The sequence below is a fragment of the Bradyrhizobium sp. GW821-FHT13H05 genome, assembly GCF_058804065.1.
Map to the genome: position 1 here is coordinate 663,923 of NZ_JBXAPO010000004.1, position 14,674 is coordinate 678,596.

A 14,674-nucleotide genomic window follows, 5' to 3' on the forward strand; every position below is an offset into this window, starting at 1 on the left:
CAACGGGTCGCTAAGGTCGCGCTCGGCGGGTCCCGCATGCACAGCTGAAGCGAACTGACGGAACGAGAAGGCAAGTATGGCGGACGCCTCCTTCGCGCGACTGAAGATCGGTCAGCATTCCACGTAGTCTCTTTTTTGGTCAGCTTATGAATCGCCAAGAGCGCCGGGCCGCCGCCAAGCAACAAGCCAAGACGGTAGCACCTCAACATTTGCCGCAACATTTTGAGGTCTTGAAGCAGGGCAAACAGCTGTTTGATCTCGGCCGCCATGCCGAAGCGCTGGCGTGCTTCAATCTCTTCGAGAAGCACAATCCTGGCATCGCGCCGCTCTATCAAACGCGTGGCCTCTGCCTCCAACGATTGGGCCGGTTCGAGGAGGCGCAGGCCGACTTCGAGAGATCCATTGCGCTGGGCCCCCTCGAGGCGGAGACGCACAAGAACCTCGGCACGCTTCATTCGAGACTTGGCCGGATGGAGCAGGCCTTTGCGAGCATCGATCGCGCGCTCGCGCTTCGTCCGAATTTTTCCGCAGCGCTGACCGAAAAGGCACGGGCGTTGTGGAGCATGCAATTGCTGGATGAGGCTTTCGCCGCCTTCCAGGCATCGCTGGCGGCCGATCCGCGCAATGCGCACACGATCTGGAATCTCGCGCTGCTCCAGATGCTGACCGGAGATTTCGAGCGAGGCTGGCCCGGCCGCGAGGCCCGCTGGAAGGCGTCGCTCGGCCTCGTCGATCGCGGCTTTTCGCAACCCCTCTGGCTTGGCGACCTCCCGCTCGAAGGCAAAACCATCCTGCTTCATGCCGACGAGGGACTGGGCGACTCGATCCAGTTTGCGCGCTATGCGCCCATGGTGGCCGCGCTCGGGGCAAAAGTCATCCTGGAGGTCCCGCCGCCGATCCAGCAGCTTCTGGGTGGCATCAGCGGGGTCGCAGCATGTGTCGGCCGGTCGTCCTCAACATCGCTGGCGTTCGACCTGCACTGTCCTCTCGGAAGCCTGCCGCTGGCATTCGGGACGCAGCTCGACACGATCCCGTTCGCGGACACTTACCTTCCCTCGCCCCCGGCGGCGCACGTGCAGGCGTGGGGGGACCGGCTTGGCCCGCGCAACCGCTTCCGCGTCGGCCTTGCCTGGTCGGGGAATCCGGATCACAACAACGACCACAATCGGTCGATCGCACTGCGCGAGCTTGCGGCTCTCGTCGATTGCGACGTCCAGTTCGTCAGCCTGCAAAAGGGCGTCCGGGACCAGGACCGGGCCTTCCTCGGCGAACACCCTGACATCATCGACCTGACGGACCAGCTGACGGATTTCAGCGAAACGGCGGCGCTGGCTGGCTGTCTCGACCTCGTGATCTCGGTCGACACCAGCGTCGTCCACCTCGCCGGCGCGCTCGGCACGCCGGTCTGGACGATGTTGCCCTTCAACCCGGATTGGCGCTGGCTGCTGGGCCGCGACGATAGCCCGTGGTATTCGTCGATGAGGCTGTTCAGGCAGCCCAAGCGAGGCGACTGGGCCAGTGTCGTGGACTGCGTCCGCCGCGAGCTCGATGGGCTGGTTTCCGAATGGCGGTCGGGAGCACGGCAACACCAGGGCAAGGCTCCGATTACCAAACCGCAGGATGCGGTTGTCTCGCATTGCCTCGGCCACATGCTCTGGCAACGCAAGCGCACGGACGAGGCCGTGCTGCATTTCCAGCGGGCGCTACAGCTGTATCCCCAGTACCTGGAGGCGGCGAACAGTTGCGGGCAGTTGCTGTTCAGTCTCGGCCGGTATGCCGAAGCCCTCGAATGCCTCGATGTCGCCGCGAAACTGGACCCGACTTCCGCGATCCTGCATCAAATGCGCGGCGATTGCCTCCAGGAGGCGAAGCGGTTCGAGGAAGCGGAGGCGGCTTACGAGACGTCCATCGCGCTGGACCCCAGCCTGGCGGACGCGCACAACAAGCTTGGCGTGCTTCATGCGAAACTTGGCCGGATGGAACAGGCCATTGCGTGTTTCGATCGGGCGCTCGAACTTCAACCGGTTTTTTCCGGAGCGCTTTCCAACAAGGCACTGGTCTTGTTGAATCTGCAATTGCTGGATGAAGCGTTCACGACCTTTCGCAGATCGCTGGCGGTCGACCCGAACAATGCGGTGGCGACCTACAATCTGGCGACACTTCAGTTGCTGACCGGAGACTTCGAACGAGGCTGGCTTGGGCGCGAAGCGCGCTGGAAACTTCCTGTCGGTTTGCTCAATCGCGGTTTTTCCCAACCGCTTTGGCTTGGTGACCAACCGATCGAAGGCAAGACCATCCTGCTTCACGCCGACGAGGGATTCGGCGACGCCATTCAGTTTGCGCGCTACGTCCCCATGGTGGCCGCGCTCGGAGCGCGAGTCATCCTGGAGGTCCAGCCTCCGATCCAGTCGCTGCTGGCCGGTGTGTCCGGCGTCGCGACTTGCGTCGGCCGACCGTCTGCGGCGTCGCTGGCGTTCGACCTGCACTGTCCGCTTGGAACCCTGCAATTGGCGCTCAGGACACGGCTCGATACGATTCCGAACCCGGAGCCGTATCTTCCCGCGCCCCCGGCGGCGCGCGTGAAGGCGTGGGAGGACCGGCTTGGCGCCCGCAATCGCTTCCGCGTCGGTCTTGTCTGGTCGGGCAATCCGGCTCACAAGAACGATCACGATCGATCGATTGCACTCAACACGCTTGCTCCCCTGCTGGATTGCGACGTTCAGTTCGTCAGCCTGCAAAAAGGCGTCCGGGACCAGGACCGGGCCTTCCTCGGCGAACGTCCAGATATCGTCGACCTGACGGAACAGCTGACGGATTTCAGCGACACGGCGGCGCTGGTGTCCTGTCTCGACCTGGTGATCTCGGTCGACACCAGCGTCGTTCACCTCGCGGGCGCGCTGGGCGCTCCGGTCTGGACGCTGTTGCCCTTCAATCCGGATTGGCGCTGGCTGCTGGGCCGCGACGACAGCCCGTGGTATCGCTCGATGCGGCTGTTCAGGCAGCCGAAGCGAGGCGACTGGGCCGGCGTGGTGGACAGCGTTCGCCGCGAGCTGGAGGGCCTGGTGTCCGCGTGGCGCAGCCGCGATGGCGCGGACGACGAAGGGCTCGCTGCACTTGCAGCTTCCCTCACCCCTCCACCCGATACAGCCGCCACCGCTCCGGCACGCCCTTGAGCTGGTGGATGCCGTGATCCCGCAAGCTGATCGCGGATTGCGCCTTCAGCAGATCCTTCACCGCGCTCGAGACCAGAACCTCGCCGGCGCGCGCCTTGGCAGCGACGCGGGTGACGATGTGGAAGGCGAGACCAACCATTTCGCCGCCGCTGATCGTGTACTCGCCGTGGTGAAGCCCCACCCTGATCTCAAGCCCCAGCGTGCGCACCGCCTTCTGCATCGCAGTCGCGCAATTGACGCCGGCGACCGGCGCCTTGAATGTCGCGACCACGCCATCGCCGGTCGTCACGACCTCCTTGCCGCGCGAGCTCTTCAGCTCCTTGCGGACCGCGGCGTAATAATGACCCATCACCTTGGTCCAGCGCGCATCGCCAAGCTTGGCCGCTTTTGCGGTGGAGCCGACGATATCGACGATCAGGATGGTGGCGAGCGCCTGCTTGAGCTTGGCACTGGGCTCGGCGGACGGCCGCCGGTTCGCAATAGGCCCGGCCAGCGGTTCGTAGCGATGGTTGCGTCGCCGCGCGATCGCGGCCTTTGCATAATCCTGGGCACGCTCCGCCGTGCGGCAGCGGATCGTCTTCTCCTGCGGCAGACGCGTCCAGTGGACTCGTCGTCCGTCCCCGGCCCCCTGGACCTCGACAGCCCCCCATTTCAGGAAAATCGTCGAGCCAACGCGCCTGACGCACCACGCCTTCGACGTGTACCCTGATACGTTCGACTGGTGGAGACCGATACGCAGGAATTTTGGCATGAACGTGCGGCCAATCGATGGAAGGTTTGGGCGGGCCTGGGATCAAGCGTAATTGCACGTTCCTGCGTTGGCAACAGGGCCCGCGGTCGAAGATCTGCCAATGGCTCTGGCGCTCTTACCGGGCTGAGTGGCGGCGACCCTGGCTTGCCCGTTTCGCGAGACGCATGAGTTCGTCGGTGAATCGCCCGATATCATCGTCCGACGAATAGACATGAGGCGCCACGCGCACGATCTTGTCGAGGCCCCGCGCTTCGAGCTCCCATCGGGCATAGTCGAGGCCCACAGACGCGATCGCGATGCCGCGCATTGCCAATTCGTCCACAACGATATCCGCGGGCAGAAACGCATGCCGGAACGTGAGGAAGGCCGCGTCGGCGGCCTCGTCCTCGAACACCGTGAGACCGGGGACGTCGCGCAAGTTTGCGTCCAAAGAGTGCAACTTTGCAATGTTGTGGGCCCGAACATTCGATCGGCCAATGCGATTGAGCTCTTGAAGAGACGCCCGCAAGCCAAGACGACCGGCCGCGGAGAACTCCCACGCCTCGAAGCGTCTGGCATCCTGCCGCAACAGGAAACTGTCGTCCGGGCACCAGGTACCGGCACTCTGGTCGATGATGACCGGCTGCGCCAGACAGCGCAACGCACGATCCGATAGCGCCATCATTGCCTGCCCGCGACCGCCCCTGAGCCACTTCCGACCCGGCGCAACCAAGATGTCGGCAGATAGCCCCGGCAGTGTCAAATCGAATTGACCGATGGCTTGCGCTCCATCGAGGAAGTAGAGGCAGGTCTCCGGTCGCGGAATCGAACCAAGTGCTTCGACCGGCTGGCGCAGTCCAAAACTGCTGGCAACGGCCGACGCGCAGATCGCGACAGTGCGCTCGTCGACCAGGGCAGCGGCCTCCTCGATGTCAATCAGCCCCTTGCTGGTCATCGGCAGCCTGACCAGCTCCGCTCCGGCACTGACTGCACGCCGCACGGCACCCAGAATATTTCCGCCCCAATCGTTCCGTGCGATCAAAACCCGATCCCCGCGCTTCAGCGGCATCGATGCCAAGGCAAGCGCCCAGAGCCGGCTTGCCTGCTCGCCGAAGGCGAGATGCGTCGGGGCGACGCCCATCAAGCGGGCTGCCAGGATACGGGTCTCGTCGATGGCGTCCATCGCATCGGCCATCGCCCAGTGCACGCCGCGCCGGGCCTCGAGATCGAGGTGAGACTTGATCGCCGCAACGACACTCGCGGGCATCAGGCCGGCGCCCGCGGCGTTCAGATGCGTAAAGACGCCTCTCTCGCCCACTGCCGCCGACGGGCCTCGCCGGGATCCCCTGGAGATCATTACCCGGTTCCGACGGCCGCGATGATGTCGATCTCGACCGGGGCACCGCGCGGAAGTTCGGCCACGCCCACCGACGTTCGCGCGTGCCGGCCTCTGCTGCCAAGATGCGCGACGAAGACTTCCGAGGCGCCGTTCATGACCTGCGACTGCTGCACGAACCCGGGCGCCGAGGCGACGTAGCCGGTGATCCGGAGAATCTGTTCGACCCGGTCGAGCCCGCCGACGGCGTCCGCGAGTGCCGCGAGGCACAGTTCGGCGCAGACGGCGGCCGCACGCTGCGCCGTCGCCAGATCGATCTCGGCGCCAACCTTGCCTTTGAAGACGAGTTCATCGCCCCGGCGCGGCAATTGCCCGCTGACATAGGCAACGCCGCCGTGAACGATGACCGACACATAGTCGCCACCCGGCGCGTTGGTCTTTGGAAGATTCGCGTTCATCGTCGTCTCTTTCAATGATTGAGGATTTTTGACAGAAACTGCGTCGCCTCCTCTGGCGAACTGTCCCTGATCCATCAGGATGATACGACCAGCGAGACCGGCATCACAACCCCGGCGGCCAAAGCACTGGTCATGTGGTGGCCATCCGGTGCTGAAGCCGCTTCACCACGCGCGATGCCGAGAAGCAGATCGCGAAGTAGACCAGGGCTGCGAACAGATAGAATTCGATCAAGCGGGCCTCCCGATTGGCCACGATGCCAACCGATGTCATGAAGTCATGGAGACCGATGACGTAGACCAGCGAGCTGTCCTGGAACAGGGCGATGCTCTGCGTGAGCAGGATGGGCATCATGCGACGCAAGGCTTGCGGCAGGACCACGTAGCGGTAGGCCTGCATCCTGCTCATGCCCATCGCGAGCGCCGCTCCCATCTGCCCCTGGGAGATGCCATTGATGCCGGCGCGCATGATTTCGGAATAGTAGGCGGCTTCGAACAAGGTGAACGCGATCAGGGCAGACGTGAACGCGCCCACCGACCGTCCGATGAACAGCGGCACCAGCAGATAGAACCAGAAGATCACCATGATCAGCGGAATCGCGCGCAGCCCGTTGACATAACCGGCGGCGACCGCGGCGACAGGACGAGGCGCCGACAGGCGCAGGACCGCAAGGAGTGTCCCGAGCATGATTCCGCCCGCCATCGCGAGCGCCACGAGGAGGAACGTCGTCTGCAATCCCTGCCAAAGGAATGGCAGGGCGTGACTCACCGCGCTCCAATCGAGGTTCCGCATGATCAGCTTCGCCCCAGGGTACCGGGAATCGAGACCCGTCTTTCGACGGCACGCATCCCGACGATCACGCAGAGCGTCAACATGACATAGAGAACGGTCGCGGCCGTCAGCGCTTCGATCCCCTGGAAGGTATTGGCTTCGATCTGCCGGCTCTGCCCCGTCAACTCCAACACCCCTATGGTCAATGCGAGCGACGAGTTCTTGACGATGTTGAGGGCCTCCGACGTCAGCGGGGGCAGCACGTTGCGCGCCGCGAGGGGCAACAGGATGTAGCGATAGGTTTGCGCGGTGGTGAAACCTGACGCCGCAGCCGCCATGCGCTGACCACTGCCGATCGATTCGATCCCGGCGCGGACTTGCTCGGCGATGCGCGCGGCCGTGAAACACCCGAGCCCAGCCACGGAGAACCAGTATTCGGGCATGGGCAAGTCGCGTTTGACCCACAACCCGAATGAGCCCGGCAGCAGTTCAGGCAGCACGAAGTACCAGAGGAACAGCTGGAGCAGCAGCGGGACGTTGCGGAACAGATCCACGTACGCCGCGGCGATGGCACGGGCGATCCGGCTCGGTAGCGTGCTCAACACGCCAACGGCGCAGCCAATTGCAAGTGCGATGGTCCATGCCGCGCCCGCAACAAGAAGCGTCCATGTCAAGCCCGCGACGAGCCAACCAAAATATGGCTCGACGAACAGGATGCTCCAGTTCCAGCGGTATTGCATCGCGTGCCTGCCGAAATCGTCAGCGCGGCAGAGCCTGAACCCGGAAGGCGGCCAGAAGCTCGCCGTCGATCTTCAGACCCAGCGGGTCGAACCATTTGGCATAGATCTTCTCGGCCTCGCCCGACCGGAACGCGTCGGCAAAGGCAGCGCGTACGAGCAAGGCGAAATCCTGGTCGCCGCGCTGTATCATCGCGCTATAGGGGTCGTAGGTGAGCAGGCGCCCGACGACCGCAAGCGAACCTGCCGGCCTCGCTTTGGTGGCAGCGTAGACCTTGATCTGCACACCGTCCGCGACGAAGGCGTCGACGCGGTCGTTCTCGACCAGGAGCACACCCTCGGGAAGGTCTTTTACATAGACGAGCTGGATGCCGAGCGCCTTCTCGTCATTGAGCTTGCGAACCGCGGCCTCGTTCGACGAGCCCTGGAGGGCGGCGACGCGCTTGCCTTTGAGATCCTCGATCTCCCGGACCACCGATGCCGACTTCACCAGCAACTGCGTGCCGGTGACGTAGTAGATCGGCGAGAACTCGACCTGCTCCTGGCGTGTCAGGAAATTCGAGGTGGTGCCGCATTCGAGGTCGATCGTGCCGTTGGCGACGAGCGGGATTCGATTGGTCACGTTGATCGGCGTGAACGTCACCTTGAGGTCAGGCTTGTTCAGCCGTTGCTTCACGGCATCAACCACCTTCATGCAGAGATCGACGGAATAGCCTTCTACCTGTTGCTTGTCGTTGACGTAGGCGAACGGCACTGAGGCTTCGCGATGGCCGATGTCAATGGCCCCGCGCTCCAGGATCCGTTTGAGAATGATGCTGTTACCGGGCCCCTGCTGCGCCGGGGGCGCCTCCGCCGAAGCCGCGGTGACCAAGCCCGTCGCGATTGCGATCGATGCCAGCGTCACGATGCCGAATTTGCCCAGTCTCATTGGATGTTCTCCCACCCGGTCAGCCCGCGGGGAGCCTACTTTGCGGGCACTGAGGATTGCCAATGCGAATGCGAGCGGACGCGATGCGGAATTGGCATCGGCTCATCGGTGGAAGCCGGCTATGATGGTCACGAGAAGAGATACTGGAGAGCGATGATCATGCTCGATGTACGCTGGCTTGAGGATCTGGCCGCCGTAGCGGAGACCAAGAACCTGACACGCGCGGCCGAGTTGCGGAGTGTCAGCCAATCCGGGTTGAGCCGCCGGCTGCAATCGCTCGAGCATTGGGCCGGCGCAGCATTGCTCGACCGCCGCAAATCGCCGGTTGAGTTGACCGAGGCGGGGTTGCAGCTGCTGGCCACGGCGAACGACGTGATCGGGCGGCTCAATGCCACAAGACGGGCCCTGCGGGAGGACCAGGACAAGGCGACGCGCAGCGTGCGCTTCGCGGCCCCGCATTTGCTGTCGGTGACGTTCTTTCCGAAGTGGCTGCCGCAGATCCAGACGACGATCGGATCGACGCGGCTGACGATCCTGTCCGACAACCTCCCGGGATGCTGCGAGGCCTTCGACGACGGTGCCGTCGATTTCGTCGTCTGCTACATGGATCAAGCCAGCAGACTGAATTCGGCCGGCGGAAAGACGCTGTCGATCTCGACATGCCAGTGGCTGACCATTGGCCAGGAGAAGCTCGTACCGTTGTCAGCCGTCGGCGACGACAAGCGGCCCATCCATGATCTGGCGCCGGAGCCGCGCCGGTCGATCTCCTATCTCGGTTATAGCAGCGAATGCTCGCTCGGCTGGGCCGTCGAGCAGAAGCTCACTGAGGCGACTGACCTGCCTCAACTCAATCGCATCTATGAAAACTCGTTGGCCGATGGACTGCGATCGATGGCGCTGTCCGGGCTCGGCGTGGCCTGGCTGCCGCTGACCACGACCCATCAGGACATCCTCCGCGGCCGTCTCGTTCGCACGGGTTCGCCGGAACTGGATGTCGATCTCGACATCCGCATCTATCGGCCGCAGCGACGCCTCAACCGGCGTGCGGAAGACCTTTGGTCACATCTGGTGACCACCCGGTCGGTCGTCGAACTTCCGGAGCTTGCTCCGACCATCATCCCTGAAACGCGAACAGCTCGATCGGATCGCTGAAGCCGCGCACCTCGTATTTGCCGACGCGCTCCAGCTCGAATTTCGGCTGCACCAGCTCGGCGAAGTCGCGCGACAGCAGCACCGGGCGCCCGAGCTGCTTGGTCAGCGCTTCGAGGCGCGAGGCCATGTTGACGGCGGGGCCGATCACGGTGAAGTCGAGCCGGGTGGCCGAGCCGATATTGCCGTACATGACGTCGCCGACATGGACGCCGATGCCGTAGTTCAGCGGCGCGCGGCCGGTACCGTTGTTCCGCTCGTTCAGCGCGGCCATGGCCGCTCGGGCCTCGGTCACGGCATGCAGCAGGTTTGCACAGGCGTTGGGCTCATGAAGCGGAAAGATCGCGAGCAGGCCATCGCCGATGAATTTCAGGATCTCGCCGCCGTGCCGCGCGATCGGCTCCGACATCGCGTCGAAATAGTCGTTGAGCAGATCGATGACGTCGTCGCGCGGCCAATTGTCGGAGATCTTGGTGAAATCGCGCAAGTCGCAGATCATGATCGCGGCGCGCACCGTGGTGCCGGTGCCGCGCCTTGTGGCGCCGGCCAGGATCAGCTCGCCGGCATGGGCGCCGACATAGGTCTCGAGCAGCGTCCGTGCCAGGCGGTTCTTGATACGGATTTCGCTGACCAGCGCCAGCACCGGCAACAGGTTCTTCAGCGCAGCGATATGCGCCTCATCGAAACCGCCGGGGCGGTCGGTCGCGAAGGTGATGAGATGCTGCTTGCCGAGGGTGTGGTAGAGCGGCCAGGCCACATAGTCGGTCAGCCCCTTCGCGCGCATCTCGTGATAGAGCGCGTGCTGGCGTCCGAGCGAGGGATCGCCTTCGAGCTTCTCGCGGATCTCGGTGGCGCCTTCCAGAATTTCGTTGGCGGGACTGCCGATGAACTCGGACCGCTCCAGGACATCGAAGTCGATCCGCGCGATCTCCGCCTCGCGCATGCCGTCGGACCACATGAAGCGCGCCCCGAGCCATTGCGGGTGCTGGATCCGGACGTGAAGCGTCGACCGCTTGAGCGGAATGCCGGCCTGCTGAAGGCGGATGCACATCTCGGCAAAGATGTTGTCGATGAAGCGCTCGTCGCGCGTGCCGTTGGTCAGCCAGTGGACGACGCCATCGGACAGCGTGGCGGGGGGATTTTGGTCTGGCGCGTTCATATCCTGGCTCTGGGCAGCGATCTGCGTCACAGCAGATATCGTGCGCCGACCGGCCCGCGTCAACCTAGCCAGTTGCACGGATTGTTCGCAAACGCACGGCAGCTGCGATCTAGCCGACGAGCTGAATCGACGCCAGCACCGCAATCCCCGAGATGAGCGCCAGCCTCGACGCTTCGGTCAGCTCGACCTTCAGCGTGCTGCCGTCGGAGATGACGAACGCCTCGCCATTGAGACGAATGCCGCAATCGCCGGAAACCGCATAGACGAGATGCGTGCCGGTCGGCAATGCCCGGTCGCCGGGCTCTCTCAGCGCCACAAGCTCGATTTCCGCCGCACCGCGCCGGGCCATCAAATTCACGACCTCGACGGGGCCGGCTTCGAGCTCGGTCACGATCTCCATCTCGCCGGTAAAGCGCACGGTCGTAAAAGGGTTACGCTCGTCGAATTCCTGCGTGGGCGACTTCAGCACCAGCCCGCGCCCAGCGACGACCATCTGCAGGCGGTCGATACCGGGCATGTAGGAGAACGGACCGGGCGCAACGATCGGCGTGGACGCGAAGCGCCACAGCAGGCTGTCCCAATCCTTCACCGGGCTGTTTGCGCGATGGGCGCCCGCAATATCGGTGAAGATGCCGCCGCCGTTCTTCCACGGCGAGCGGGCGTAGTCTTCGGATTTGAGCAGCGTGGTTTTCATGTCGTGAAGCCGTCCGGGAGGCATGGGGCCGATATCATCCGTGCATCATGCGCGAGATGGGCCTGTTTTGCCAACGGGTTCGACGGGCGCGAATTTCTCTATTTCGACGGACAAGGCGAACCCGCCTTGCCCCAGTCCTCGACGAGCTTGCCAAGTTCGTCCGCCGAATAAGGCGGCCTTCGCTCAGGCTCGACCGTCCATGCCCAACGCACCAGAGGCTCTGTCGTGACGTGATCGACGAGCTTGTCAATCGTCTCGCGATGGCCATTGCTCTCGGGAGCCTTGAACTGCTTGCAGATCTCGGCACTCGACTTGCCGAACCACTGCATTTCGACCGGCGCCAGCTGCCACTCCGCGGCGCCCTTTTTCGTAGCCCCGGGCGGACCGTGCGGCGCAGCGGAGTTCTGCTTCGAGTGGCACGTCGTGCAAACGAGATAGTTGGCGCCATCGTCGGCGCCCTTGCCGCTGATGTTCATGCCGTGTGGCCGCGGCGCGGCTCCGTATTCCGGTCCGGACCACATCGGCACGCGATCGGTTCCGGCGTGACAATTGGCGCAGCGCGGGTGCGAGAAGACCTCGTGGATCTTGCCCCAGAGCGCGAGGCCGGGCGTGGAATCCTGGGCCAGCACCTGCGCAGGACCCGCGACCAGCAGGATGGCGAGCGCGTAGCGGATCATCGGCTCCCTCCTCTCAGACGAACCTGATCTTGTCGTGGCTGATCAGCGGCAACCGGCGTGCGCGGATCCCGGTCGCGGCGAAGATGGCGTTGGCGAGCGCAGGCGCGGCTGGCGGAACGGCGGGCTCGCCGATGCCGCGGATGTGCTCGAGCTTGGTGGTCTCCAGCGCCCTGACCTCGATCTGCGGCGCCTGATGCAGCCGCATGCCCTCATACTGATGATAATTGGTCTGAACGGTCTTGCCGTCGACAAAGGTAAGCTCGGCATTCATCGCGTGCCCGAGCCCCCAGATCACGGCGCCTTCGACCTGGTTCTTCAGATTGCCGGGGTCCAGCACCTTGCCGACCTCGGCCGCGACGAAGACACGATCGATCGTGATGATCCTGCGCTCGCCATCCTGAGTGGAAGTCACCTCGACCACTTCGGCGACGGGCACGCCGAAAGACAGCGTGAACGCAAGGCCCCGTCCGCGGTTGGGCCCGAGGTCGCGGCCCCAGTCCGACATCTCGCCGACGGCCTTGAGCACGTCGCCGGACGGCCCGTGCGAGCAGAGCCTGCGCCGCTCCTGGAGCGGATCGGCACCGGCGGCATGAATCAGCTCGTCGAGGAAGCACTCGTGCATGAAGGCGTTGCCGGACGCGCCGACCGAGCGCCAGGAACTGACCGGCACGAGTTCCGGCACGCGATAGCCCGTGACGCGGTAGTGCGGAATGGCGAACGGCTGATCCCAGGCTCCGGCGACGATCGACATGTCTGGTCCCGGTATGTAGAGGCCCAGGCGACCGAACTGCGAGGCGACCACGGAGGGAGATGCGATGGCGAGATCGTAGGCATCGACCTGGCGATCCTTGGCCGCTCCGCGCATGCGGGCGACGGCGAGCGGGCGCGGGAAGTCGTGCGTCATGTCCTCCTCGCGCGTCCACGTCATCTTGATCGGATGACCCTGATACGCCATTGCGAGCTCGATGCCCTGGCGCACATAGTCGTCCTCCAGGCGACGACCGAAACTTCCGCCGCAGAGCTGGGCGTGAACGTGGATGTCTTGTTCGGCAAGCCCGGTCATCTCACGCGCGGTCTTGACCAGGAACGCCGGAATCTGCGTTCCCGTCCAGATATCGAGGCGGCCGTCCTTGAGCTGGGCCACGACGTTCATCGGCTCGAGCGGCGCATGGGCAAGGTAAGGCACGCGATATTCGGCCCTGATCACCTTTGCGCCGGCGAGCGCGGCATCGACGTCGCCATCATTCTTGCAGTGACTGTCGCGGCGCTTCGGGATGAAGGAGGCCTTCACCTTCCTGAACATCGCTGCGGTGCTCGCCGGATAGGGCGCCTTGCCCCATTCGAACTTGATGAGCTTGGCCGCCTGGAAGGCGCGCCAGGTGTTGTCGGCGATGACGCCGACGCCGCCCTTGAGCGGCACGATCTTGAGGACGCCCCGCGCCTTCGTGGCCAGGGAATCGTCATAGCTTCGCAGCGCACCGCCGAGATTCGGATTGGCGCAAACCGTGGCGTAGACCATGCCGGGCAGCCGGATGTCGATGCCGAACGTGGCCGTGCCCGTGCACTTGGCGACCATGTCGATCCGCTGCATCGGCTTGCCGAGATAGCGCCAATCCTTCTCGTCGCGGAGCTTGACGTCGGTCGGCAGCGCGATCGTCGCCGCAATCTCGGCGAGCGAGGCATAGCTGAGCGCACGTCCGCCCGGGACGATCACCGCGCCGTCGCGCGTCTCGAGCTTGTCCCGGGCAACGCCCGTCTGCTTCTCGGCCGCGCGCAGCAGCACCTCGCGCGCGGCGGCGCCGGCGAGACGCAGCTTGTTGCAGGAATCGGCCACCGTCGACGAGCCGCCGGTCATCTGAAACCCCAGAAGCCTGCCGACACCGTCGCTGATGATCTCCGCAATCGAATCGAGCCGGTCATTGGTGGCGGCAACCGGAAGGCCCTCCCTGAGCACCCGGGCGTTGTAATAGACCGAGCTTGGCGCGCCCGGATCGACCCTGATGTCGCTCCAGGCGATGTCCAGCTCTTCGGCGACGAGCGCGGCCTGGATGGAATACGCACCCTGGCCGAGATCGGCACGCGGCGTGATGATGGTGACGCCGTCACGGTCGATCCGCACATAGGGCGTCAGCATGTGCTGGCCCTTCTTGAGGCCATTCCCGAGGCGCCGGTTCACGCGGAACGGCTCGGAATAGTAGAAGCCGAAGACGAGACCGCCCGCCACGCCGGCTGCTCCGAGCAGCGCGAGACGCCGCGAGATCGTGCCGATGCGGCTCACGGCTTTTGTCCTTGCAGTTTCGCGGCCGCTGCTTTGATGGCCGCGCGGATGCGGGTGTAGGTGCCGCAGCGGCACAGATTGGCCGACATCACGTGATTGATGGTATCGTCCAAGTCCTTCTCAGCCAGCGGCGGGTTGCCTTCAACCACCCTGGCCCGCAGCAACGCCGCCGCGGCCATGATCTGCCCGGGCTGGCAATAGCCGCATTGCGCCACCTGATGCTCGATCCACGCCGCCTGCACCGCCTGCAGCGCCTGCGTCGTTCCCGCGATCGTGGTGATCTCGGCGCCGTCATTGACGTCACCGATCCTGAGCGAGCACGACCGCACGGGCCTGCCGCCGACATGCACCGTGCAGGCGCCGCACATCGCAATGCCACAACCATATTTCGGGCCGGTGACGCCGAGCTCATCGCGCAGCCACCACAGCAAAGGCATGTCGTCCTCGACATTCACCTCTTGCGGCTTTCCGTCGACCTTCAGCAGGCGCATGACCGCTCCGGAAAACAGATGGTTCTGATGAAATCAATCGCCGGCAACCGGCGTAGTCTCAACTTAAGGCTTCAATATGGACGCCATTATCGCGC

The 14,674-nt window shown here is 64.3% G+C and carries 13 protein-coding genes; 2 read left to right on the top strand and 11 right to left on the bottom strand.

Annotated elements, in window-relative coordinates:
- The first annotated feature begins 146 nt into the window (after positions 1-146).
- Entirely contained in the window at positions 147-3,173 is a 3,027-nt protein-coding gene (locus AC1RR3_RS16305) for a tetratricopeptide repeat protein (protein WP_492824124.1), read from the top strand.
- Here the strand turns inward: AC1RR3_RS16305 and AC1RR3_RS16310 are convergent.
- The 6 genes from AC1RR3_RS16310 to AC1RR3_RS16335 all read right to left on the bottom strand — a co-directional run bounded on the left by AC1RR3_RS16310 (position 3,127) and on the right by AC1RR3_RS16335 (position 8,131).
- Positions 3,127-3,924 carry an adenylate/guanylate cyclase domain-containing protein gene (locus AC1RR3_RS16310; protein WP_492824125.1) on the bottom strand — a complete coding sequence of 266 codons (798 nt, stop codon included), beginning with the start codon at positions 3,922-3,924 and terminating at the stop codon, positions 3,127-3,129. The genes AC1RR3_RS16305 and AC1RR3_RS16310 overlap by 47 nt on opposite strands.
- Before the next feature lie 115 nt (positions 3,925-4,039).
- The gene (locus AC1RR3_RS16315; RefSeq protein ID WP_492824126.1) at positions 4,040-5,260 is read right to left on the bottom strand and encodes an aminotransferase class V-fold PLP-dependent enzyme; all 1,221 of its coding nucleotides are present in this window, start codon (positions 5,258-5,260) and stop codon (positions 4,040-4,042) included.
- On the bottom strand, positions 5,260-5,697 hold the full coding sequence (locus AC1RR3_RS16320) for a RidA family protein (RefSeq protein ID WP_492824127.1): 438 nt from the start codon (positions 5,695-5,697) through the stop codon (positions 5,260-5,262). Before AC1RR3_RS16320 ends, AC1RR3_RS16315 begins: the two co-directional genes overlap by 1 nt.
- A gap of 130 nt (positions 5,698-5,827) precedes the next feature.
- Positions 5,828-6,490, bottom strand: coding sequence for an amino acid ABC transporter permease (locus AC1RR3_RS16325; protein ID WP_492824233.1), 663 nt, complete (start codon positions 6,488-6,490; stop codon positions 5,828-5,830).
- Positions 6,490-7,206, bottom strand: a complete 717-nt coding sequence (locus AC1RR3_RS16330) for an amino acid ABC transporter permease (RefSeq protein WP_492824128.1) — start codon at positions 7,204-7,206, stop codon at positions 6,490-6,492. Before AC1RR3_RS16330 ends, AC1RR3_RS16325 begins: the two co-directional genes overlap by 1 nt.
- Positions 7,207-7,225: 19 nt before the next feature.
- Positions 7,226-8,131, bottom strand: coding sequence for an amino acid ABC transporter substrate-binding protein (locus tag AC1RR3_RS16335; protein WP_492824129.1), 906 nt, complete (start codon positions 8,129-8,131; stop codon positions 7,226-7,228).
- 153 nt (positions 8,132-8,284) lie between these two features.
- Between AC1RR3_RS16335 and AC1RR3_RS16340 the strand changes: the two genes are divergently transcribed.
- Positions 8,285-9,283, top strand: a complete 999-nt coding sequence (locus AC1RR3_RS16340) for a LysR family transcriptional regulator (RefSeq protein ID WP_492824130.1) — start codon at positions 8,285-8,287, stop codon at positions 9,281-9,283.
- Here the strand turns inward: AC1RR3_RS16340 and AC1RR3_RS16345 are convergent.
- From AC1RR3_RS16345 to AC1RR3_RS16365, 5 genes are all read right to left on the bottom strand, one after another.
- Positions 9,246-10,439, bottom strand: a complete 1,194-nt coding sequence (locus AC1RR3_RS16345; RefSeq protein ID WP_492824131.1) for an adenylate/guanylate cyclase domain-containing protein — start codon at positions 10,437-10,439, stop codon at positions 9,246-9,248. The genes AC1RR3_RS16340 and AC1RR3_RS16345 overlap by 38 nt on opposite strands.
- A gap of 109 nt (positions 10,440-10,548) precedes the next feature.
- Positions 10,549-11,133, bottom strand: coding sequence for a HutD/Ves family protein (locus tag AC1RR3_RS16350; protein WP_492824132.1), 585 nt, complete (start codon positions 11,131-11,133; stop codon positions 10,549-10,551).
- A gap of 98 nt (positions 11,134-11,231) precedes the next feature.
- Positions 11,232-11,810 (bottom strand): hypothetical protein, encoded by a 579-nt coding sequence (locus tag AC1RR3_RS16355; RefSeq protein WP_492824133.1) that lies wholly within the window; start codon positions 11,808-11,810, stop codon positions 11,232-11,234.
- 13 nt (positions 11,811-11,823) lie between these two features.
- Entirely contained in the window at positions 11,824-14,088 is a 2,265-nt protein-coding gene (locus tag AC1RR3_RS16360; RefSeq protein WP_492824134.1) for a xanthine dehydrogenase family protein molybdopterin-binding subunit, read from the bottom strand.
- Positions 14,085-14,579 (bottom strand): (2Fe-2S)-binding protein, encoded by a 495-nt coding sequence (locus AC1RR3_RS16365; protein WP_492824135.1) that lies wholly within the window; start codon positions 14,577-14,579, stop codon positions 14,085-14,087. Before AC1RR3_RS16365 ends, AC1RR3_RS16360 begins: the two co-directional genes overlap by 4 nt.
- Positions 14,580-14,674 lie beyond the last annotated feature (95 nt).